The sequence below is a fragment of the Rheinheimera soli genome (assembly GCF_031457405.1).
Lineage (GTDB): Bacteria > Pseudomonadota > Gammaproteobacteria > Enterobacterales > Alteromonadaceae > Pararheinheimera > Pararheinheimera soli_A.
Genome location: NZ_JAVDWR010000006.1, coordinates 50,481 through 72,876 on the forward strand (window position 1 = coordinate 50,481; position 22,396 = coordinate 72,876).

The 22,396-nt window shown below is 46.5% G+C and carries 24 protein-coding genes; 9 read left to right on the forward strand and 15 right to left on the reverse strand.

What is annotated here, in order from left to right; genetic code table 11:
• Positions 1 to 16: 16 nt before the first annotated feature.
• Together J2W69_RS10755 and pomA are read right to left on the reverse strand one after the other, a co-directional pair.
• Entirely contained in the window at positions 17 to 955 is a 939-nt protein-coding gene (locus J2W69_RS10755) for a flagellar motor protein MotB (RefSeq protein ID WP_310278006.1), read from the reverse strand.
• An 8-nt stretch (positions 956 to 963) separates the two neighbouring features.
• On the reverse strand, positions 964 to 1,737 hold the full coding sequence (pomA, locus tag J2W69_RS10760) for a flagellar motor protein PomA (protein ID WP_310278007.1): 774 nt from the start codon (positions 1,735 to 1,737) through the stop codon (positions 964 to 966).
• 210 nt (positions 1,738 to 1,947) lie between these two features.
• On the opposite strand from pomA, the gene J2W69_RS10765 reads away from it, so the two are divergent.
• The 3 genes from J2W69_RS10765 to dxs are packed head-to-tail and all read left to right on the forward strand — an operon-like array spanning position 1,948 to position 4,961.
• Complete coding sequence (locus tag J2W69_RS10765; protein WP_008898300.1) at positions 1,948 to 2,193, forward strand: exodeoxyribonuclease VII small subunit; 246 nt, start codon at positions 1,948 to 1,950, stop codon at positions 2,191 to 2,193.
• Position 2,194: 1 nt separating this feature from the next.
• The gene (gene ispA / locus J2W69_RS10770; RefSeq protein WP_310278011.1) at positions 2,195 to 3,082 is read left to right on the forward strand and encodes a (2E,6E)-farnesyl diphosphate synthase; all 888 of its coding nucleotides are present in this window, start codon (positions 2,195 to 2,197) and stop codon (positions 3,080 to 3,082) included.
• A 13-nt stretch (positions 3,083 to 3,095) separates the two neighbouring features.
• Positions 3,096 to 4,961: a 1-deoxy-D-xylulose-5-phosphate synthase gene (gene dxs / locus J2W69_RS10775; protein ID WP_310278013.1), complete on the forward strand. Its 1,866-nt coding sequence runs from the start codon at positions 3,096 to 3,098 to the stop codon at positions 4,959 to 4,961.
• A 222-nt stretch (positions 4,962 to 5,183) separates the two neighbouring features.
• Here dxs and J2W69_RS10780 read toward each other — a convergent pair whose 3' ends face one another.
• From J2W69_RS10780 to glyA, 10 genes are all read right to left on the reverse strand, one after another.
• Complete coding sequence (locus tag J2W69_RS10780; protein ID WP_310278016.1) at positions 5,184 to 8,219, reverse strand: ligand-binding sensor domain-containing protein; 3,036 nt, start codon at positions 8,217 to 8,219, stop codon at positions 5,184 to 5,186.
• Positions 8,220 to 8,251: 32 nt separating this feature from the next.
• Positions 8,252 to 8,746: a phosphatidylglycerophosphatase A family protein gene (locus J2W69_RS10785; protein ID WP_310278019.1), complete on the reverse strand. Its 495-nt coding sequence runs from the start codon at positions 8,744 to 8,746 to the stop codon at positions 8,252 to 8,254.
• Positions 8,746 to 9,705, reverse strand: a complete 960-nt coding sequence (thiL, locus tag J2W69_RS10790; RefSeq protein WP_310278022.1) for a thiamine-phosphate kinase — start codon at positions 9,703 to 9,705, stop codon at positions 8,746 to 8,748. Before thiL ends, J2W69_RS10785 begins: the two co-directional genes overlap by 1 nt.
• Positions 9,706 to 9,737: 32 nt before the next feature.
• Positions 9,738 to 10,151 (reverse strand): transcription antitermination factor NusB, encoded by a 414-nt coding sequence (gene nusB / locus J2W69_RS10795; RefSeq protein ID WP_008898294.1) that lies wholly within the window; start codon positions 10,149 to 10,151, stop codon positions 9,738 to 9,740.
• Between the two features lie 9 nt (positions 10,152 to 10,160).
• Positions 10,161 to 10,625 (reverse strand): 6,7-dimethyl-8-ribityllumazine synthase, encoded by a 465-nt coding sequence (ribH, locus tag J2W69_RS10800; RefSeq protein WP_008898293.1) that lies wholly within the window; start codon positions 10,623 to 10,625, stop codon positions 10,161 to 10,163.
• Between the two features lie 137 nt (positions 10,626 to 10,762).
• The gene (gene ribBA, locus J2W69_RS10805; RefSeq protein ID WP_310278034.1) at positions 10,763 to 11,872 is read right to left on the reverse strand and encodes a bifunctional 3,4-dihydroxy-2-butanone-4-phosphate synthase/GTP cyclohydrolase II; all 1,110 of its coding nucleotides are present in this window, start codon (positions 11,870 to 11,872) and stop codon (positions 10,763 to 10,765) included.
• Positions 11,873 to 11,902: 30 nt separating this feature from the next.
• The gene (locus J2W69_RS10810) at positions 11,903 to 12,553 is read right to left on the reverse strand and encodes a riboflavin synthase (protein WP_310278037.1); all 651 of its coding nucleotides are present in this window, start codon (positions 12,551 to 12,553) and stop codon (positions 11,903 to 11,905) included.
• Positions 12,538 to 13,662, reverse strand: a complete 1,125-nt coding sequence (gene ribD, locus J2W69_RS10815; RefSeq protein WP_310278040.1) for a bifunctional diaminohydroxyphosphoribosylaminopyrimidine deaminase/5-amino-6-(5-phosphoribosylamino)uracil reductase RibD — start codon at positions 13,660 to 13,662, stop codon at positions 12,538 to 12,540. The genes J2W69_RS10810 and ribD overlap by 16 nt, the downstream gene beginning before the upstream one ends.
• Positions 13,663 to 14,115, reverse strand: a complete 453-nt coding sequence (gene nrdR / locus J2W69_RS10820) for a transcriptional regulator NrdR (RefSeq protein WP_310278043.1) — start codon at positions 14,113 to 14,115, stop codon at positions 13,663 to 13,665. It abuts the gene before it with no gap.
• Between the two features lie 76 nt (positions 14,116 to 14,191).
• A complete protein-coding gene (gene glyA, locus J2W69_RS10825) occupies positions 14,192 to 15,445 on the reverse strand; it encodes a serine hydroxymethyltransferase (protein ID WP_310278046.1) in 1,254 nt (417 codons plus the stop codon).
• Between the two features lie 234 nt (positions 15,446 to 15,679).
• Here glyA and dinB point away from each other — a divergent pair, with 234 nt between their 5' ends.
• A complete protein-coding gene (dinB, locus tag J2W69_RS10830; protein WP_310278049.1) occupies positions 15,680 to 16,732 on the forward strand; it encodes a DNA polymerase IV in 1,053 nt (350 codons plus the stop codon).
• Positions 16,733 to 16,849: 117 nt separating this feature from the next.
• Here dinB and J2W69_RS10835 read toward each other — a convergent pair whose 3' ends face one another.
• Together J2W69_RS10835 and J2W69_RS10840 are read right to left on the reverse strand one after the other, a co-directional pair.
• On the reverse strand, positions 16,850 to 17,062 hold the full coding sequence (locus tag J2W69_RS10835; protein ID WP_008898286.1) for a cold-shock protein: 213 nt from the start codon (positions 17,060 to 17,062) through the stop codon (positions 16,850 to 16,852).
• 289 nt (positions 17,063 to 17,351) lie between these two features.
• Entirely contained in the window at positions 17,352 to 18,668 is a 1,317-nt protein-coding gene (locus tag J2W69_RS10840; protein WP_310278060.1) for a DEAD/DEAH box helicase, read from the reverse strand.
• Between the two features lie 138 nt (positions 18,669 to 18,806).
• Between J2W69_RS10840 and J2W69_RS10845 the strand changes: the two genes are divergently transcribed.
• From J2W69_RS10845 to J2W69_RS10865, 5 genes are read left to right on the forward strand one after another with little or no spacing between them, the layout of a single operon-like run.
• Entirely contained in the window at positions 18,807 to 19,349 is a 543-nt protein-coding gene (locus tag J2W69_RS10845) for a DUF2058 domain-containing protein (protein WP_310278063.1), read from the forward strand.
• Positions 19,343 to 19,771 carry an alternative ribosome rescue aminoacyl-tRNA hydrolase ArfB gene (gene arfB, locus J2W69_RS10850; RefSeq protein WP_310278066.1) on the forward strand — a complete coding sequence of 143 codons (429 nt, stop codon included), beginning with the start codon at positions 19,343 to 19,345 and terminating at the stop codon, positions 19,769 to 19,771. Before J2W69_RS10845 ends, arfB begins: the two co-directional genes overlap by 7 nt.
• A gap of 30 nt (positions 19,772 to 19,801) precedes the next feature.
• Positions 19,802 to 20,662 (forward strand): TraB/GumN family protein, encoded by an 861-nt coding sequence (locus J2W69_RS10855; protein ID WP_310278069.1) that lies wholly within the window; start codon positions 19,802 to 19,804, stop codon positions 20,660 to 20,662.
• Positions 20,659 to 21,177, forward strand: coding sequence for a GNAT family N-acetyltransferase (locus J2W69_RS10860; protein WP_310278072.1), 519 nt, complete (start codon positions 20,659 to 20,661; stop codon positions 21,175 to 21,177). The genes J2W69_RS10855 and J2W69_RS10860 overlap by 4 nt, the downstream gene beginning before the upstream one ends.
• Positions 21,161 to 21,616 carry a YaiI/YqxD family protein gene (locus J2W69_RS10865; RefSeq protein WP_310278075.1) on the forward strand — a complete coding sequence of 152 codons (456 nt, stop codon included), beginning with the start codon at positions 21,161 to 21,163 and terminating at the stop codon, positions 21,614 to 21,616. The genes J2W69_RS10860 and J2W69_RS10865 overlap by 17 nt, the downstream gene beginning before the upstream one ends.
• Here the strand turns inward: J2W69_RS10865 and J2W69_RS10870 are convergent.
• Positions 21,613 to 22,353, reverse strand: a complete 741-nt coding sequence (locus tag J2W69_RS10870; RefSeq protein ID WP_310278078.1) for a class I SAM-dependent methyltransferase — start codon at positions 22,351 to 22,353, stop codon at positions 21,613 to 21,615. The two genes, J2W69_RS10865 and J2W69_RS10870, sit on opposite strands and share 4 nt — an antisense overlap.
• Between the last annotated feature and the right edge of the window lie 43 nt (positions 22,354 to 22,396).

Sequence of the window (22,396 nt, forward strand, 5' to 3'; positions counted from 1 at the left end):
TTTATTGACCGGGGCTTTATTGATTAGGTGTGCCCTGAGCCGCAGGTTCCAGACTAATAGGCTCTGACTCTTTAGGTTTGCCCTGCATAATAGAAATTTCTACCCGGCGGTTTCGTCTTTTGTTACTTTCACTGTCGTTGGGTACCAAAGGCCGGGTTTCCGCATGCCCCATCACCACCAGACGGTTTTTATCAAAACCGGGCGCTCTAATCATTTCAGACGCCACAGACACGGCACGCTGAGCCGACAAATCCCAGTTATTGCTATGCAATTCATCCGACACTTGCTCGGCATCCGTGTGACCTGAGACTGTGATCTCACCAGGCACATCTTTTAATAAAGCACCAATATTCTGAATAATTGGTTTAAACCTTGGCTGTAAAAACGAAGACCCTGAAGGGAAAGAGCCATTTTCACGAATACGGATAATGATTTGCTGGCCTAAAGATTCCAGCTCTATAGCCCCATCCATAATTTGTTTCTCCAGTTGCTCGGCAATTTTTTTCAGCAGTTCATTGGTTTGTTCCTGCTGTTCAACGGCTTCACTTGGAACTGGTTCATCTTCAGTACTGGTTGACTGACCACCGGTTTTATCTTCCCGCTGTTCTTGCCTGCCCCCCGCTTCATCTTCTTTGCCTGCCTGGAAATTCAGCATTTGCTGAGTCATTTCGACCGTCTGCTGCTGAATGGTATCAATAGGGGTTGGATCAGGACGGCCCGGACGGAACTCCATCGCTATTACACTGGTGCCTTTGGGAATGTCTTTGACTTCGATTTTATTTTGCACACCAAAAGCAAACTGCATTGAACCTGCAATTTGCTTAAATTTCAGTACGTCCATTTCAGAAAATGACAACAACAAAACGAAGAAGCACATTAACAGCGCCATCAAATCAGCAAAGGTCCCCATATAGGCTGGTAAACCCGGTGGTGGACACTTTTTACACTTTGCCATACAAACTCCTACTCTGCTGCAGGCGCTGCAGGTTCACGTTTTTTGGCGGCAAGGTAATTACGCAAAATGCCTTCAATAACCTTAGGGTTCTGGCCATCCTGAATGCCCATAATGGCATCGAGAATCAGCTCATTATTGGTTTTTTCTTCTTCATTACGCCCCGCCATTTTTTCCGACAGCGGCAGGAAGATACAGTTAGCCTGAATAGCACCATACATGGTGGTTAATAAAGCAACCGCCATAGCGGGTCCAATCGCCTTTGGATCGGACATATTAGATAACATCGCCACTAAACCAATCAGAGTACCTATCATGCCCATAGCCGGACCTAAGTCCCCTAACTGTTTAAACACATTGATAGCACTGCTATGCCGACTGTAAGTCAATTCGATGTCTTTTTCTAAGGTGCCCCTTACCACATCGGCATCATGACCATCCACCAGCATATTGATGCCTTTTTGCATAAAGGCATTGGGAATTTCGGCTTCTTCTAATGCCAGAAAACCGCCTTTACGGGCGGCATCAGCCAATTGCACTGCTTTTTCAATCAGCTCCTCTGCCGATTCAATTTTAAACATAAAGGCTTTACCAATGGCTTTCATTGCATCGGCCAACTGAGTAAAAGTGAACTTTATGATGACAGCAGTCAGACTGCCACCAAACACTATAACGATAGAAACAAAATCGTAAAACATGCCAATGTTGCCGCTGGAGCTTAAAAACATCGCCCAGCCCATCATGCCCATGACCGCGACTAATCCTATGACGGTTGCTAAATCCACTGCGTATCTCCCGGAAAACTGAATGCAAATATTTGGTTTTGTACCAGCATTGAGCTGGTTTTATCTTAGCTTATAGTGAGTTATCGGCAAAAGTATGGGATAGTTAACTATAAATTCTGGCCTCAAACAAATTTATCCTTTCCCAACGCGGTCCTGATTGCTCATAATAGCGCGCTGGGCTTGGTCAGACATCCATTATCAGGCGAAAATATGACAAAAAAGAAAACAGATTTCAGCCACTTTGAGCAGAGCATTGCTGAGCTGGAACAGATAGTACAGCAACTGGAGCAAGGCGACTTAAGCCTTGATCAAGCCTTGCAACAATTTGAACGTGGTATCGAACTCTCCCGTACCAGTCAGCAGCAGCTGCAGGCTGCACAACAAAAAGTCCAGTTATTAGTCCAGGATGCAGGTCAGGACCAGCTGGAGCCTTTTGTGACAAGTGAAGGTGAATGATTTGACGTTAGTTTCTTTAACCTCGTACCAGCAACGGCTGGAACAGGTGCTGCAACACCAATTAGAAAAAAAATCGCTGACCGATCCGCGCCTGCATCAGGCTATGGCGTACAGTTTGCTGCTGGGCGGCAAACGCATGAGGCCTTTTTTAGTTTATAGCTGCGGTCAGATGTTGGGCGCCTCTTTAGCCGATTTAGACGGCCCGGCTGGTGCTATTGAAGCCTTGCATACCTATTCTTTAATCCATGACGATTTACCCGCCATGGATAATGACGATTTACGCCGTGGTAAAGCCACCTGTCACAAAGCTTTTGATGAAGCAACGGCCATTCTGGCCGGAGATGCACTGCAGTCCTTTGCTTTTGAACTGTTAAGCAGCCATCACTATCAGCAGGTTCCACCACAGCGCATCCTTGCTATGGTACAGCAACTGGCATTACATGCAGGCTACAGTGGCATGTGTGGCGGACAGGCGATAGATTTAGCTCACACTAATCAAAAAATGCAGGTGGACGCTTTAGAACAAATGCATCAGTTAAAAACCGGTGCTTTAATCGAATGTTCAGTGCGTTTTGCTTATCTGGCCAGTCCAGTGGATAATGCCGCGCATTTAGACGCATTAGTGCGCTACAGCAGAGCCATAGGCTTAGCCTTTCAGGTGCAGGACGACATTCTGGATATTGAAGGCGACACGCAAGTACTTGGCAAAACCGCTGGCTCGGATCAAAAATCCAACAAAGCCACTTATCCGGCTTTGTTAGGCCTGGAACAAGCCAGAAAAAAAGCACAATTATTAGTTGAAGAGGCTCTGGCCGCTTTGCGCGAACTCCCTTATGCAACAGACGAACTGGTGGCGTTGGCCCGGTACGTTATTGCCCGACAGTTTTAATACAGGCATTCTCATGACACTAGCTAGTCACGATTTCCCTCTGCTGCAAAAAGCCAACTGGCCCGCAGAACTACGCCAGTTACCGCAGGATCAATTGCCAACACTGAGCGACGAATTAAGAGCATTTTTATTAAAAACCGTCAGCCAAAGCAGTGGCCATTTTGCCTCAGGCCTTGGCACTATTGAACTGACTGTTGCTTTGCATTATGTCTACAACACCCCTTTTGACAGGTTGATCTGGGATGTAGGCCATCAGGCTTATCCACATAAAATTCTGACTGGGCGTCGCGATCAGATGCACAGCATCCGCCAAAAAGATGGCTTGCATCCTTTTCCATGGCGGGAAGAAAGTGAATACGACACCTTAAGTGTGGGTCATTCCAGCACGTCCATCAGTGCAGCTTTAGGCATGGCGATAGCAGCCCGTGTCGAACAGAAAAACCGCAAAGTTGTTGCCGTGATTGGCGATGGCGCTATTACCGCAGGTATGGCCTTTGAAGCGCTGAACCATGCAGGTGAAGTCAAACCCGATATGCTGGTGATTTTAAACGATAACGAAATGTCGATTTCCGAAAATGTCGGAGCGCTGAATCGTTATTTTGCCCGTATTTTATCCGGTAACTTTTACACCAGCCTGCGTGAAGGCGGCAAAAAGATTTTAAGCGGCGTTCCGCCTTTGCATCAGTTAGCCAGTCGCGCCGAAGAGCATTTTAAAGGCATGGTCACCCCTGGTACTTTTTTTGAAGAACTGGGCTTTAACTATATAGGCCCTATTGATGGCCATGATGTCACAGGTCTGGCCGACACCATTCGTAATATGCGCAACCTCAAAGGCCCGCAACTGCTGCATGTAGTGACCAAAAAAGGCAAAGGCTATTTGCCTGCAGAGCAAGACCCTATTGGTTATCATGCAGTCAGTAAATTTGACCCTGCAGCCCAGTGTCAGCCTGCGAAAAAAGCCGGAAAAGCCACGTTTTCTAATATTTTTGGCCAGTGGATTTGCGATATGGCCGCGCTAGACCCTAAATTGCAGGGCATTACCCCAGCCATGCGTGAAGGCTCAGATTTAGTGCAGTTTTCAAAAAGCTATCCCGAACGCTATTTTGACGTGGCTATTGCTGAACAACATGCTGTGACTTTAGCTGCCGGTATGGCAATTGAAGGTTTAAAACCTGTAGTGGCAATCTATTCCAGCTTCCTGCAACGTGGTTACGACCAGCTTATTCACGATATAGCCATCCAGAACCTGGATGTATTATTTGCCATAGACCGTGCTGGTGTGGTCGGAGCCGATGGTCCTACTCACCAGGGCTCATTCGATTTAAGTTTTATGCGCTGCATTCCAAATATGCTGATTATGGTGCCTTCGGATGAAAACGAATGTCGCCAGATGTTGTATACAGGCTATCAGCATAAAGGGCCTGCCGCAGTACGCTATCCTCGTGGTAGCGGCACTGGTGAAGCTCCAGAAGCCCTCATGAGCGAATTGGCTTTAGGTAAGGGTCTGGTTCGCCGTCAGGGTGAAAAAGTTGCCTTACTGGCCTTTGGTCCTTTATTGCAGGCTTGCCACACAGTTGCAGAGCAGTTAAACGCAACTTTGGTGGATATGCGTTTTGTTAAACCTCTGGATCAGCAGTTGCTGACAGAGCTGAGTAAAACCCACAGCCATTTTGTGACCATTGAAGACAATGCGCTGATGGGGGGGGCAGGTTCTGCGGTCAACGAATTTTGCATCGCAGAACAGATGCCTGTGAAACTGTTGAACATCGGCCTGCCGGATATTTTTATCAAACACGGTACTCAGGAACAGATCTACGCTGAACTGGGTTTAGACTGTGTTGGTATTCAGGCCAAAATAGAAGCTTTTCTTCGTCGTTAATTCTGTCCTGCCGTAGGGGCGCGGTTTACCCGCGCCGTTTCAAATTCCAATTTACGTAAAGTGTGCGAACAACAACGCTGTGGCTTCAAGGACAACGGCTATTAGCCTAAGTAATTGAAGTTACAGCTAGGCGACAAGTGCACGAGACCCCAGGAGCATAGTTGTCCTATGTGACTGGGGCGAGCAGCGCAGGCAACAACGCTGTGGCTTCAAGGACGACGGCTAAGGGCGGTAGCTTTTTACTTCAAACCATGCCAGACCATCAGCCAATAGTTTTTCAATCTGCATCTCAATATGCCCCGAGTCTTCAAATTCAAAGGCATCGACCTGCGGATCAAAACCTAAAGTAGCACAACCGTTACGACCTGATTCCTTCACTTTGCTCAGTGCGATTTCAGCCAGTTGCAAAGAGATTTCCCATGAAATCAGCTGCCCGCCTAACAGCTCCAGCGGAAAGCAACTGTAACCAATAGAGCAGGTCAAAGACACGGTTCGCCCATCCGGGATTTGAAAATTAGCTTGTGCAACCAACTGATTAAGCTGCAATGCAAAATCACGCACTGTGGCAAATTCAACATCTCTCAGCACCAGGACAAACTGCTCACCGGCAAAGCGCACTACATAGTCAGCACCACGGCTTTCTCGTAACAACAGACCACTGATTTGCTGCAGCACGCTGTCTCCGGCGCTATTGCCGTACAGATCATTGATGGATTTAAAGTTATCCATATCCAGTTGCAACAGCGCTATACATTTGCCCTGTTGCAGCATGGTGTCTCTGTTGTGCTGATATTGTTCTACGTCTTTGGGCAACTGTTCAAACAAAAAACGACGGTTTCTAAGGCCAGTTAAAGTGTCTTTATGCGTCAGTTGCGACAGCTGCTCATTCAGCTCACTCAAGCGCTGGTTACTGTTCTCCAGCTCAGCCGTACGCAAACGCACCAGTTTACTCAACTCCTGCTGTTGCATTACCGCATTACGGCGCCATAACCAGGCCAAACCGTACAAAGCAAGAACCACCAATAAGGCCCATAAACCTTTGTACACTATAGTTTCAGTGAATAATCGGGGCACCACCAGATCCAGCTTTAACTGCTGTTGATCCGTCCAGCCCTGGCTGGCATAACGGGCCTGCACCACAAACTGATAACTACCAGGTGGTAAGTTGGTATAAATGGCCTCGCGTCTCTGACCCACTTGCTGCCATTCCTGATCAAAACCACTCAATTGATAGCGGAATTCAATGGCATTGGCTTTAATAAACTCCAGCGCGCTGTAACGGATACTGATATTACGATCTGAGATTTCCAGCACCAATTGTTGCTGCTCTGGCAATAAAGCATAAGACTTTTGCCCTGTAACATCCTGAAGTAAAGGCTGTAAGGGTCTGTCCGGTGCCATGGTCAATTGCAAAGGTACAGCCACCAGACCTTTTAAACTGGGAAACCATAGCTGGTCCTGCCATTTAGCCACTTTGCTGTGACCGGCACCATTACAACAACGCCCTGGTGCAGTGCCTAATTGTCGATCATAGGGCGACAATACCAGCTCGAAATGAAGTACCTTGCCACTGTCTTTTGCGGCCGGAGGTCTGAACCTGAACACCCCTTTTAAGCTGCTTGCCCACAGATAATCCGAATCTCTGTCGTACCATAAACTAATCACCGGATCCAAAGGCAGCCCTTTGCTGCTGTCATATTGCTGCCATTGTCCTTGTGGGGTTTTGATAAACAAACCATCGTCCAGCGTCGCCACCAGCATTTGTTGATCCGCTAAGGTTAAAACGCTGGTGATATAAGCGCCAAATAAAGGCGTGCCCAACCCAACCCTGTTAAGTTTTTCCTGCTGATACCAATACAAACCGCTGGTCGTGCCGACCAGCAAGTCCTGGCCCTGACTTTCAATGACGGTCACAAAAGCCGATTCGAGATCCGCATTAAAAGGAGCGGCTTGCAGTCTTTCACCGTCATAGTGATACAAACCATTGGCACCACCAAACCATAAGCCCGTCTCTGCATGAGGTTGCACCACACGAATAGAGGCTGTAGCTAACTCTTTAAAGGGCCGGCTGACTTCACCATCGTCAAAGTTATACAGCAGTAAACCATTGTCAGTACCCAGCCACAGCTGATTGCTCCTGTCGTAAAAATCATAGACTGTACTTTGGCCAAGCGACTGATGATCCACCAGCTCGACAAAATGCTCATCGGCTTTTAACAACCCGACATTGGTTTGGGTTGCCACCAAAAGGCTATTTAAGCGCGCTGAATAACGCACACTGCGCACTACCATGTCCTGCTGGCCAACACCGACCACACGGCGCATTTTGCCGGGAGAAGCACGGTATAGGCCCTCGCTGAAACTCGCCAGCCAGATGTTATGGTCTCTGTCTTCAAAAATATCACTGAACCAGGGCGAGCTGCCCAGTTCTTCAGCACTGATATGTTGCCACTCTTGTCCGGCATGGCGGTGATACAACTTGTTGTAACCAGAGATCCAGTCGTTGCCTGAGCCGTCTTTGAACAACTTATAAATAGCTGAATTATCCACACCGTGAATATCACAACGAACCACCTGCTGCGTTTTATCCAGATGGAAATAACCAGACTCACTGGCGAAATGCAAAGTATCGTTAAACCAGCTTAGATCGTACAAAGGATGTTGTTGTAGCTCATCAGGTAAGGGTATTTGTTGAATTTCGCCCTCTGAGCTTAATTTATATAAATATTTAGTGGTGCTGATTAATACTGAGTCTCCCGCCATTTCAATCTGTACTACAGATTCTTTAATGCTTTGCACCCGGCTGACTTTACCTTGTTTTACCTTAAATAAATTTTCCGCCGCGACCCATATTTCATCCGGCGCCACCTGCACTATCGAGGTCACTTCAGCCAAAATAGGGTAACGATCGAACTTCAGAGTTTGGGGGTTAAAACCAGAAAGGCCGGCTTTGGTGCCCACCCACATATAGCCTTGTTGATCCAACAAGAGTTTATTAATGGAGTTGCTGGCAAGCTGGCGGCTGGTTTTGGTACTGAACTGGGTAAAATGATGGCCGTCAAAACGATTTAGACCATATACAGTGCCAACCCATACATAACCCAATTGGTCCTGACTGATCGCCCGAACAGAATTTGATGACAAACCATCAGCACTGTTCCAGTGCTTAATATCAAAATCATAAATGGAACCAGATGGGCCCTGACTTAAGCTGGCATTAGAGAAAAAGGCTAAAAAAATCAAGAGCGAAAAACGCACACAGATCACCAGGTTGCAGGGAAAAATTTATATTAACTAAAAGCTTGCCACTGCACCAGCGCGAAGAGGATCAGCCAGCTAAAGAAACCAGCCAGCATATCGTCAATCATAATGCCAAAACCACCGTGGATTGTTTTATCCAGCAAGCGAATGGGCCAGGGTTTAACGATATCAAAAAAGCGGAAGAGTAAAAAACCGATCAACAGATACTGCCATTCGAACGGAATGCACCACATGGCCAGGCTATAACCTGCAACTTCATCCCAGACAATAGCGCCGTGATCATGTTCGCCTATATCTTTGGCTGTTTGTCCACAGACATAACAACCCAATACAAAAGCAAACAAAATCCAAACCATGGCCCATTGAGGATTTAATAAGGATTGCAGAAAAATCAGAGGGAGGGCCGCTAGAGTACCAAAAGTACCAGGAGCTTTAGGTGCCAGACCTGAACCAAAACCCAAAGCAAGAAAATGAGTCCATTTTCTTAAGTCAAATTTAGGGGTGGATTTTTGTCTGGATGTCATTAAAAGTGCTCAAAGCCCTGATGCTGATACACAAAGGGCAATTCCCCCTGCTTAAAGTCCAGCTTACCCACAGCACCTGTTATACGACCAATGCAAGTCACAGGCACACCATAAGGAGACAGTAATACTTCTAATGAGCCCCGGCGATTTTCCGGCACAGTGAACAAGAGTTCATAATCCTCACCACCAGACAAGGCATAGTTCAAGGCTTGCTCTGCACTACAGCTGTCTTTTAAAGCTTGCGACATCGGCAGTTTGCAAACATCCACCACAGCCCCTACTTTGGAGCGACGTAAAATATGAGGTAAATCACCGGCAAGGCCATCAGAGATATCCATAGCTGAACTTGCGATGTTCCGCAGCGCCTGACCTAAAGCAACACGGGCTGTTGGATAGTGAAAACGCTGCAGTATATGGGCCCGGTGTTTTTTGCTGATCTCGACTTTGTTTTGCACCAGTTGTAAACCCAAAGCGGCATCACCCAAAGTGCCTGTCACATACAGATAGTCACCGTTCTGAGCTCCTGCACGGGTAATAGCTTTGCCCTTAGGCACTAAACCTTTGGCAATCATGGTTAAACTCAAAGGTCCACGGGTGGTATCACCACCAATCAGCTGGCAATTGTAGTAATCCGCTGTTTCACTTAAACCTTCGGCAAAAGCAAGCAGCCAGTCTTCATCCACTTTAGGTAAAGTTAAAGCTAAAGATAACCAGCAGGGTTCTGCGCCCATAGCGGCTAAATCGCTGACATTCACTGCCACCAATTTATGCCCAAGCGAGCGCGGATCGACGTCCGGAAAAAAATGGATGCCTTGGACCATGCTGTCGGTGGTGATCACCAGATCACAGCCCTCACGCACCTGCAACACAGCTCCGTCGTCACCAATACCAATGGCAACGTCAGTGCGTTTACGGCCCGCTTCGGCAAAACAACGTTGAATTAACTCAAATTCACCCATAAAAAAGCCGACTTACGCCGGCTCTCCATTTTTTATTCGGTTCGCAGGCGTTTAACGGCTTTATCAAGTATGCCGTTGACAAACTTGTGGCTATCATCGGCCGCAAAGGCTTTTGCCAGTTCGATGGCCTCGTTGATCACCACCTTGTAAGGCACATCCAGACGGTATTTCAGCTCGTAAGCCGAGACCCGTAATATGGCTTTTTCGACCAGGTCAATTTCTTCAAAAGGACGGTCTAAAAACGGCTTTACGGCTTCATCCAATACCGGATGATTTACGGCCACACCACGCAAAATATCCTGGAAATAGCCCACGTCCAGATGCTTGGTGTTTTGTTCCAGCAATAGCTGCTGCTCAATATCACCAATAGGGTTCTTGCTGACCTGCCAGCTATAAACTCCCTGAACGGCCAAAGAACGGGCCAAACGACGTGCATTAGGTTTCATCAACAAATCCTACAACTGAGAGAGAACGTTTACCATTTCCAGCGAGGACATCGCTGCTTCCGCGCCTTTATTGCCCATTTTGGTACCAGCACGCTCAACAGCCTGCTCGATACTGTCTACAGTCAATACGCCAAAAGCAACAGGAATACTGTGCTGCATCATCACCTGAGCCAGGCCTTTGGTGCATTCGCCCGCTACGTATTCAAAATGAGGTGTACCACCACGGATCACAGCACCTAAGGCGATGATCGCGTCGTATTTACCGCTGGCTGCTACTTTTTGCACTGCTAATGGCATTTCAAAAGCACCAGGGATACGAACCACAGTGATGTCTTGATCAGCGATGTCACCTACACGCTTTAAAGTATCTACGGCACCGTCTAATAAACTTTCGACAATAAAGCTGTTGAATCTGGCCACAACGATGGCAAATTTTTTACCTTTAGCGGTTAACCCTGCTTCAATCACCTGCATTGGAGGTCCTTATTGCAATTGAGCTGCAAAAAAATGGTTTTAAAAACCAGAATTCAAAAAAACGGGCGCCATGATAACACAAGATTGCCAAATCTCAGCTAGTAAATCTTGGGCTGTGATGGCGCCTGTATACCGCACTATTCAGAAACGTAATCCACTACTTCCAGGCCAAAGCCGGAGAGTGCGTGGTATTTTTTCGGTGCACTTAATAAACGCATTTTTTTTACACCTAAACTGGCCAGAATTTGTGAACCCACCCCAACATTACGTGAGGTACCCTTCCAGGCCGGAGTCTTCGCTTTTTCGCCTTTATCTTCGGCTTCAAAATTCTGCACCATCTGCACCAGCTCTTCACTGCTTTCATTTTTACCTAAAAGCACCAGCACCCCACCTTCGTCGGCAATCCGCTTCATTGCACAGTGCAAAGAGAAGCTGCGATTGGCGCCGCGGTCGGATAACAATAAATCGCTGAAGGTGTTGTGCAGATGCACCCTGACTAAGGTGGCTTGTTCGGCTTCAATTTCACCTTTGACCAAAGCAAAGTGAATTTGATTGTCGATAGTGTCACGGAAAGTGACCAGATTAAATTCGCCAAATTCAGTAGGTAACTGGCAACTCGCCACCTGCTCTATGGTGGTTTCATGCAGGTTACGGTATTCGATTAGATCGGCGATGGTGCCAATTTTAATACTGTGTTTTTTACCAAAAATTTCTAAATCCGGACGACGCGCCATGGTGCCGTCTTCATTTAAAATTTCAACAATCACAGCTGCTGGCTCTAAACCCGCCATCCGGGCTAAATCACAACCCGCTTCGGTATGACCGGCACGCACCAAGACACCGCCGTCCTGTGCCATCAAAGGGAAAATATGACCCGGATACACAATATCAGTCGGCTTGGCATCACGAGCGACTGCAGCTTTTACTGTACGGGCACGATCGGCCGCTGAAATACCGGTAGTCACGCCTTCAGCAGCTTCAATGGATAAGGTAAAAGCAGTAGAAAATGGCGATAAGTTTTTATCCACCATCAGAGGCAGTTTTAATTGTTCACAGCGTTTTTTGGTCAGCGTTAAACAAATTAAACCACGGCCATGAGTAGCCATAAAGTTGACAGCATCAGGCGTGACGTATTCAGCTGCCATCACTAAATCGCCTTCATTTTCGCGGTCTTCGTCATCCATCAGAATAACCATTTTACCCTGACGAATATCTTCAATAATTTCTGCTGGTGTATTCAGTTGCATACTTTACCTCAGGCCCCGGGCCTTACTGCGTTATAAAAAACCACGTTGTTGCAATAAATCCATAGTCACGCCTTTACTGCCCGCCCCTTCGCGGCCTTGCAGCAAACGTTCTAAATAACGCGCTATTAAATCCACTTCCAGATGCACCTGACTGCCCGCTTTGAGGCTCATCAAGGTGGTTTCCCGTGCCGTATGAGGCACTATGGTTAAACGAAAAGCACTAGCACTTAATTCATTGACGGTCAGGCTGATGCCATCCACCGTAATAGAGCCTTTTTCAGCGATGTAATGCGCCAGCTCTTTGGGCATTTTGATCCAGACTTGCCAGGCTTCGCCAAATTTCTCAATTTTTTCAACGCTGCTGATACCATCCACATGACCGCTGACCAAATGTCCACCTAAGCGACCTGTCGCCAACAAGGCTTTTTCCAGGTTTAGTAACTGCCCTGCTTTGTACTTTCCAAATAAAGTGCGTTTGACGGTTTCACCTGACACATCGGCATTAAAACTTTTACCATTGAGTGCAGTGACGGTCAGACAAACGCCATTACTGGCAATACTGTCGCCGAGTTTGACATCAGAAAAATCCAGACTGTCGGATTCAATGGTCAACTTTAAATCCACACCTGACGCTTTAATAGCGCTTACCCGACCTGTCGCTTCGATTATTCCGGTAAACATGGCTTTAACCTTGCTGTTAATTTTAAATCAGGCCCCAGTGTTTCGACTGAAGTCCATACAAAATGCTGGGCTTCTGTGAGCTCAGAGTAGTCAGGTAACTGCAGCATGGCTTTGGCTTTGTCACCTAACAGCACAGGCGCCTGATAGACAATCAATTCATCCACCAACCCCGCTTGCCATAAAGCTCCTGCAAGCACAGCACCGGCTTCAACCCACAGGTCGTTGATATGTTCTTCGGCTAACAGGCTCAGTAAGTCGTTTAAATTCAGTCCTGACTCATCGGCATCCAGTGCAATAAAACGAAGCTGTGGATGCTCAAATGCGGGTTTGAATTGCTTGTCATGCACCAGCACTATGGGGCCATTTTGTGAAAATAAAAGCTCCTGACCTGTTAATTTAAGGCAACGGTCCAAAATCACCCGAATTGGCTGACGCACTGAGCCATCGTCCAAAGACGGTATGGAAAGTCCTTCAGAGCGCACTGTTAAACGAGCATTGTCCGAAAGCACAGTGGTAGCAGTCGATAAAATGGCATGAGCCTGAGCCCGCATCAGCTGCACATCAGAGCGGGATTCAGCCGAGCTTATCCACTGACTTTTGCCGTTCGAGAGCGCTATACGACCATCCAGACTGGTAGCAAGTTTAAGCCGGATATAAGGTTTTTTCCGCTCCATCCGGCTTAAAAAACCTGGATTTAAAGCGCGGGCTTTGTCTTCTAAAAGACCTATCTGCACGTCAATGCCTGCGTCTTTTAACAGTTGAATGCCCTTGCCGGCGACTAAGGGATTGGGGTCAAGCATAGCCACTATAACTTTTTTTACACCAGCGTTTACCAGCGCTAAAGCACAAGGACCAGTGCGGCCATAATGACTGCAGGGTTCTAAAGTGACATAACAGGTAGCACCTGAAGCAAGATGCCCGGCCTGACGCAAGGCAAGCACCTCGGCATGAGGGCCACCGGCCTGACGATGATAACCTTCCCCTATTATCTCTCCATCCCGGACTATGACAGAGCCGACATTAGGATTAGGCGCAGTGGTAAAACGGCCTTTAGAGGCGAGCTCTATGGCTCGGGCCATATAGTGATGATCGAGTTCAGTAAAACTCACTTAGGTGTCTCCAAGCCGGGCAATTTCTTCACCAAACTCACGGATATCTTTAAAAGAGCGGTAAACCGATGCAAAGCGGACATAAGCCACTTTATCCAGTTTCACCAGCTCATCCATAATCAGAGTGCCCAGCAGCTGGCTTGGCACCTCCCGCTCGCCTGTGGCACGTAATAAGCTTTCTACTTTGCTGATCAAAGATTCAATCTGTTCTGTAGGTACTGGGCGTTTTTCCAGTGAACGCATTACGCCACTGCGTAGCTTGGCCTCGTTATAAGGTTCGCGGGAACCGTCACGTTTCACAATACGGGGCATCACCAGTTCGGCAGCTTCAAAAGTAGTAAAACGTTCATGGCAGGCACCACATTCACGTCGCCTTTTTACTTGAGACCCCTCCGCCACTAAGCGGGAGTCTATAACTTTGGTATCGTCGGCACGACAAAAAGGACAAAACACGGAATTTCTCCGAAAAAAATGGCCGCATCAGGCGGCCATCATAACACTCTATCTTTGTTCAGTCATAGCGGGCAAATCAGGCATAGACTGGTAAACGGCCACAGACTTCAGACACCTGAGCACGTACTTTATCAATGACGCCAGCGTCACCGCGGCTGTCCAGCACATCACAGATCAGGCTGGCGACTAAACGGGCTTCTGCTTCTTTAAAACCACGACGGGTAATAGCAGGAGTACCGATACGTAGGCCACTGGTCACAAATGGAGAACGAGGATCATTTGGCACTGAGTTTTTATTTACAGTGATATGAGCCAGACCTAACCAGGCGTCCGCTTCTTTACCCGTGATGTTTTTATCAATTAAATCCATCAGGAATAAATGGTTTTGTGTGCCACCAGATACAATTTTGTAGCCACGTTTGATCATTTCATCACACATAGCCACAGCGTTTTTCAGCACTTGTTGCTGATAGACTTTAAATTCCGGCTCTAATGCTTCTTTGAACGCAACGGCTTTAGCAGCAATAACATGCATCAAAGGACCACCCTGACCACCTGGGAAAACGGCAGAGTTCAGTTTCTTTTCGATCTCTTCGTTTTTGCGGGCCAGAATTAAACCACCACGAGGGCCAGCTAAAGTTTTATGAGTGGTAGTAGTCACTACATCAGCCACTGACACAGGGTTTGGATACAAACCAGCAGCCACTAAACCAGCCACGTGCGCCATATCTACCATCAGGTAAGCGCCCACTTTGTCAGCAATTTCACGGAATTTCTGCCAGTCGATAATGCCTGAATAAGCAGAGAAACCAGCGATGATCAGTTTTGGTTTGTGTTCCAAAGCTAAAGCTTCAGCCTGAGCGTAGTCAATTACACCAGTTTCAGGGTGCAGGCCGTATTGCACAGCTTTGTACAACTTACCAGAAGAGCTGACAGAAGCACCGTGCGTTAAGTGACCACCGTGCGCCAGACTCATACCTAAAATAGTATCGCCTGCGTTTAATAAAGCTAAAAACACCGCTGAGTTGGCCTGAGAGCCTGAGTGCGGCTGCACGTTTGCATAATCAGCACCAAATAATTCTTTGGCACGGGCGATAGCTAAATCTTCAGCCACGTCCACGTACTCACAACCACCGTAATAACGTTTATGCGGGTAACCTTCAGCGTATTTGTTGGTTAACTGAGAACCCTGAGCCTGCAATACACGTGGGCTGGCATAGTTTTCAGAAGCGATCAGCTCGATGTGATCTTCCTGACGTTGGGTTTCGTTGGTAATGGATTGCCATAATTCCGGATCAAAATCGGCAATGTTCATTTCGCGCTTTAACATGCTTGCTCCCAGTGGGCCAAAAGGGCCAGACTATTTACAAAAAACTGCGCAGCATTCTACATGGAATCTACTAAAGATGCAGCTATTAAATAGCCATCTAAACATCCAAACATCAATATCTAGATAGTGGTCGGTTGAGTCAGATGGTCAACTGTAAATATAAACAGTATCCAGCTTTACAAAATGAGAAAACTGGTCAATTATGTAACTGTATAAACCAACAGTGCTTTGTAAATGAAAAAAATCATTCATATCGACATGGACTGTTTTTTCGCTGCAGTAGAAATGCGGGACAGACCAGACTGGCGTACCATTCCGCTGGCGATAGGTGGTAGTCGCACCGAACGAGGCGTGATCAGCACTTGCAACTACCCTGCCCGCGTTTATGGTGTACGTTCTGCTATGCCCACAGGACAAGCCCTAAAGCTCTGCCCTCATCTGCTGTTATTGCCTGGCAATATGGAAAAATACAAAGAAGCCAGTTTGCAAATTCAGGCCATTTTTCATCGGTATACTGACAAAGTCGAGCCACTGTCTTTAGATGAAGCTTATCTGGATGTCAGTGACAGCGCCTTGTTTTCAGGCAGCGCAACCCTTATAGCGGAAGAAATTCGCCGTGTCATTTTTGCAGAAACTGGTTTAACAGCTTCAGCTGGCGTGGCGCCGAATAAGTTTCTCGCAAAAATTGCCAGTGACGAAAATAAGCCTGATGGTTTATTTGTGTTGCCACCAGACAAAGTCAGCGATTTCGTCAAATTCCTGCCTTTGCATAAAATCCCTGGTGTAGGCAAAAAAACCGCTGAACGACTTGCCACTTTAGGCTTGTATAAATGTGTCGATATCCAAAACGCGCCTTTGCATACGCTGGTTAAACACTTCGGCAGTTTTGCAGAAACCTTGATAGAACGCAGTTTTGGCCGCGACAGCCGTGATGTACAAAACGACTACCCACGGAAGTCTGTCGCTGTTGAGCATACTTATACAGAAGATTTACCGGATCTGGACGCCGGTCGGCAAAGTTTATCCGAGTTACTACCAAAACTCCGCCGCCGTATTGAACGCTGTGAAGCTAGTGCTCATATTCAGAAAATTGGCATTAAACTCAAATTTGCCGATTTTCAGCAAACCACAGTAGAGAAACAACAACCCGAATTAGATATGGCCAGTTTAAAGCAATTGCTGGAGCAAGCCTGGCACAGAGGTCATGGCAAAAAAGTGCGGCTAGTGGGAATTCATGTTGGATTAAAAGCGCAGGAAGCTCAGGCTCAGTTGTCGTTAGAACTCTGATCATCACTTCATAACGAAATTAAAATTTCTCAATAAGAACAATTAGTTACAATAAAACCTTCTGGATTTCAGATATAAAAAAAGCCAACTTAAAGTTGGCTCTTTTTCAGAAAACTATTAACCGGTAACAGTTACGTTCTCAGCCTGAGGACCTTTTTGGCCTTCAGTAACTTCGAAAGTTACGCGTTGACCTTCAACTAAAGTTCTGCGGCCTGTGCCATTGATAGCGCGGAAATGTACGAATACGTCTTTGCCGCCTTCACGCTCGATGAAACCAAAACCTTTATCTTCGTTGAACCACTTAACGGTACCGGAAATTAATTGTGACATAACATTCTCTTACTTTAACTAAATTTGCCAATTGTTTGGCGACTTAAATATTACCGGCCGTATTCGAGCTAGTACATATTACGACCCCATTATCAGTGAACCTGACAAAGTGGTCAATAGCTATTACTAATCCAACAGAAAAATAGTTTTTCTGGTTTTGGCCGTTCCAGTTACTCTAAATAATTCTTCAGCAAAAACAATTGCTTGCAATAAAAACTGTCGAACAAATCTACAAAGTAACGACTTGAGTGTAGCACTATTTTTCGAATAAAAAACATACTACTGTAAATTATTTGATCTTTTTCTTCACTGGTGTCATGCCGTCATCGCCAGCCTGATAAAAATTAGGTTTAGGTGCGACCTTTACTGCCGATGTGGTATCCGTTGATTTTGGTTTAGCTTTTCTCACCACTGGCTTGGTTTTCTTCACTGCTTTTACCGGTGCATGCATATCCACACCTTTAAATTTGGCAGGTAAAGATTCTACTTTTTCCATAGGCAAAGGACGGCGTAAGAAACTTTCAATGGCACAAAAAGCGACCCAGTCTTTTGGGCCGACCAGGGAGATAGCTATACCTTTGGCCCCAGCCCTGCCAGTACGACCTATACGGTGTACATACTCTTCAGCATGTTTAGGTAAATCAAAGTTAACTACATGACTGACCTGCAATAAATCCAGTCCACGAGACGCGACATCTGTGGTGACCAGCACCTGATGTTTATTGGCAGAAAAGCCCTGCATTACTGCATTACGCTGGCCTTGGGTTAACTTGCCACTTAAACCTACAGCCGGATAACCTAAAGAGTCACATATTTTGGCCAGACGATCGGTATCTTCACGAGTCGCAGTAAAAATAATCAGCTGGCTGATTTGTTCCTGCTTTAACAAATAAGCCAATAAGGCCTCTTTGTGGGACAAATGATCGGCAAAATAACAACGCTGTTCTATATCTTCATGCTGTTGATAAGACGCGCCCACTGAAACTCTGTGTGGCGATTTTAATAATGACATCGCCAGTTCATTGACTTCAGCGTGATCTAAAGTCGCGGAAAACATCAGGGTTTGGCGCAAGCGGTGATCAGCGGCTTTATTGATTTCATTCAGTTGTGGCATAAAGCCTAAATCCAGCATCCGGTCTGCTTCATCTAAAATCAGCATTTCCAAACCCTGAATAAAGAAGGTCTTGTGCTGCAGGTGATCAATAAAACGGCCAGGTGTTGCCACTATAATAGTTGGCTGACGCTTCAGGATTTTTTCCTGCTCGTTAAAGTTTTCACCACCAACAATCAAAGCGCTGGTTAAAGGCGTATTAGCGACAAACAAACGTAATTTGGCATACACCTGATGCGCCAGTTCACGGGTTGGCACCAGAATTAAAGCCCGGGCATCTTGTTTGGATAAAGGTCTGCTGCGTAATAGGCGCTGCATCATCGGCAGCAAATAAGCCAGAGTTTTTCCTGAACCGGTTTGCGAAGAAACCATTAAGTCTTTGCCAGTCATAGCTGCAGGCACAGCTTCCTGCTGAATTGGCGTTGGTTGTGCAAAGCCAAGGTGCTGGATAGAACGGACTAAACGAGGGTCTAACGCAAGATCGTGAAATAACAAGATAAGGTCCCGGAGAAATTCAATAAAAGTGCCTTATCATAACGCATTTTTGACATAGGCAGTTAGTCTGGCTTTCAGCTCTTTGCAGCGTGGCCGGAACATGAAACAATAGCCTCATCAGATCGACAGGACTTTTTTATGAGTAAATCACTGCAGGAACAATTGCTCAAAGCCGGTTTAGGCAATGAGAAAAAATTAAAAGCCATTAAAAAAGAAAAGCATAAAGAGCGGGTGCAAGCTGGAAAAAATGGCTCAGTCGTCAATGAAGCCTCAGTGCTCGCTGAGCAAAGCCGACAGCAACAACTGCAACGCGATCAGGAATTAAACCGTCAGCGTAAAGCCGAACAGGATAAAAAAGCATTAGCAGCACAGGTTAAACAGCTGGTAGAACTCAATACCATCACGCATAAAGGTGAAACCGCCTTTAACTTTACCGATGGCAGTTTGGTCAAACGTTTGTACGTCAGCAACCGTATTCATGCAGAGCTGACCAAAGGCCAGGCGGCCATAGCAAAACTTGCAGACCAGTATTATGTGATCCCGGTGAAAGTGGCGGAAAAAATCCAGCAACGTTTGGCTGAAACTATCGTAGTACTGCATAACACAGGTCAAAGTGCCGAAGTGCAGGCGGAAGATGATCCGTACGCAGCCTATCAAATTCCGGACGATTTAATGTGGTAACTTTAGTGGAAATCAAAGCGGATCTTGAGCTTGATCTGGATGAACTGGAATTCAGTTTTGTCCGGGCTCAGGGCAGCGGCGGTCAACATGTAAATAAAGTATCTACTGCAGTACAGCTGCGTTTTGATATAGAGCGCAGCAGTTTGCCGGATGAGTTTAAACAAAAACTGCTGCAGTATCCGGATGACAGGATCAGTAAAAGTGGCGTCATAGTGATTAAAGCTCAGGCGCATCGCAGTCAGGATATGAACAAAGAAGATGCGGTGGCTAAATTAATGCAACTGCTGCAAAGTGCCAGTTTTGAAGCCAAAAAGCGGCGTGCAACTAAACCCACTTTTGGTGCTCGAATGGACAGGCTGAAGCAAAAAACTCAGCACAAAGAACGTAAAAAACTGCGGGGCAAAGTAGGCTCTTTTGATTAGTCAGATGTTTTACACCAGAGGTTTTGTGTAGTGACCCGTATTTTTTTCTCTTTTATTCTACTGCTGCTTAGCAGTACTGTATTCGCCGATGGCGTATGGAAAGTAAGTAAAGGCAAACAGCTTTTTTATCTGGCCGGCTCTGTTCATATGCTAAGTGCCAAGGACTATCCTTTACCACCTGAATACCTGCTGGCACTGCAGCAGAGTGAGACTTTGGTGCTGGAAACGGATTTAGAGCAGTTATCAAGCCCCGCGAGCATACAACAGATGATCGCTTTAAACTCTTATCCTTCAGGTGAAAACTTGTTGCAACACCTCTCTGCGCCTTTAGCAAAACAACTGGCTGACTACTGCAGAGTACATAAGATCCCGCTGGAGCAGATCACCCGCTTTAAACCTGCGTTTGCCGCCATTATGCTGACAACAACTCAACTGCAGGCCCAGGGAGCCACCGCGCCGGGAGTCGACGCCTTTTTGCAGGATGAAGCCCAAAAATCCGGCAAAAAGATAGCAGGCCTTGAAACTATGCAACAGCATTTGGATGTGATTACAGAGCTGAATAACAGCGGTGCTGAAACACTGATCAAAAGCACCATGGATGATTTAAAAGACAGTAGCGAAGACTTTGATGCAATGCGAAAAGCCTGGCGCAGCGGCGATCTCGAGCAGTTAGACCACTTATACCTGGACGACTTAAAGAACTACCCAGCTATTTATCAGACCCTGATTGTTAAAAGGAACAATGCATGGGTGAAACAGCTGGTCGCTGAACCTAAGACTAAGCCATTTTTTGTTGTGGTCGGCGCTTTGCATCTGGCCGGGGATCAGGGCTTAATTAAACAATTGACTCAACAGGGATACCAGATCACGCCGCTGAAGGATAAGTTATGAAACATGCCCCTTACCAGTTAAGCCCGGTCACACCTGAGCAATCCGCTTATCTGCATAACTGGTTTGAATCACAACAAAGTCTGGATCAGTGGGGTGGTGAAGGCTTTCAGTTTCCCATCAGAGCCTTACAATTTTTACAGCAGCTGTATTTACCGGGCACACAAAGTTATTGGCTCTATCAGCACAGACAACGAGTTGCCTTTGGTCAGCTTTGTGATCGTTTTGACTGCAATCATCTGGCCCGTTTACTGGTGCATCCGGACAGCAGAGGTCGGGGCCATAGCAAAACGCTGATCAAAGGCTTGATTGCACAGGGTTTACAACAGCAGCCACAACGGGATTTTTCGTTATTTGTTTATCAGAACAACCAAATTGCGGTGCAGTGTTATCGTCAGTTAGGTTTTGTTGAAGCCGAACAACCAGGTATTGCCGACCCACTGCTGTTTTTTATGAAATTAAGCCACAAACAAGCCAGACAACTATTAAAGGAACATCAGGATGCCAATCTGGGTTGATGCAGACTCCTGCCCCAAAGTACTAAAAGAAATTTTATTTAAAGCAGCAGAACGCCGACAAGTCCAGCTCTATCTGGTTGCAAATCACAGCTTTCAAATTCCGCGCAGCCCTTATATCAGAGCAGTGCAGGTTGAACATGGTTTTGACGTGGCCGACCGTTATATCGAAGAACGTATAGAATCAGGTGATTTGCTGATCAGTAATGATATTCCGCTGGCCGCAGCTGTTGTTGCTAAAGGAGCGCTTTGTATTACCAGCAAAGGCAGGCTACTGACGCCAGACAATATCAGCGACAGGCTCACCATGCGTAATTTACAGGAAGAACTGCGCAACAGTGGCGTGCAGCTTTCAGGGCCCGCCCCTTTAGGAGCGCAGGATAAACAACAGTTTGCCAATCAATTGGATCAGTGGCTGCAAAAACAGCCTAAAAGTTCCTAATCGTGATTGACCTCTTGCCGGGCACTGATGCCTTTTACTGCAGTTTGAAAAGCTGGCGCTCTTTGCCATTTTGGTCGTATTGGAGTTAAAGGCAAAACTCTTTTACGTGCAACCAATACATAAGACGCACCAAAATACCCCAGATAAGTTTCACACCATTTCTGCCAGCGGCTGTCAGGTTTGTGCTGCCCAAGTAAACTGGACCAGAAAAAGCGTTGCTCGTACATCACTTCAAAACCTAATAAATGCAACCAGTCTTTCACGCGGGAAGGCGTAAAAAAACGACCAGCCCATGGCAATTGCTGTTTAACTCCGGGCCAGAGTTTCAGTAATCCGGCACTGCTTAACGGATTGTAACCACTTAATAATAAGTAGCCGTCAGGCATCAATACTCGATGTGCTTCACGTACTATATGGTGAGGATCCGGGTAAAATTCCAGACAATGCGCCAGTAATACAGCGTCTATTGATTGTTCCAGAAAAGGCAGAGCATCAGGGTCAGCCACTACAGAAGCTTGCTCCAGATGTTCGTTTAAACAAATTTGGTGCTTGATGTTACAGGCGGATGTGTCTAAGCCACTGCTTAAATTGCCCACTTTGAGCAGATGATAACCAAAAATTTTTGGCCACCACTGACTTAGCTGCTTTTCCAAAGCTTTAGCCATCAGTTCGCCCTGCGGCAATTGCTGCCACTGTCGGGGTACTGTTGTACTGTGGTAACTTAACGCAGGCTTCATCAGGTACACTTCACTTTATCAGAACATCAGCTATGGAAATTAT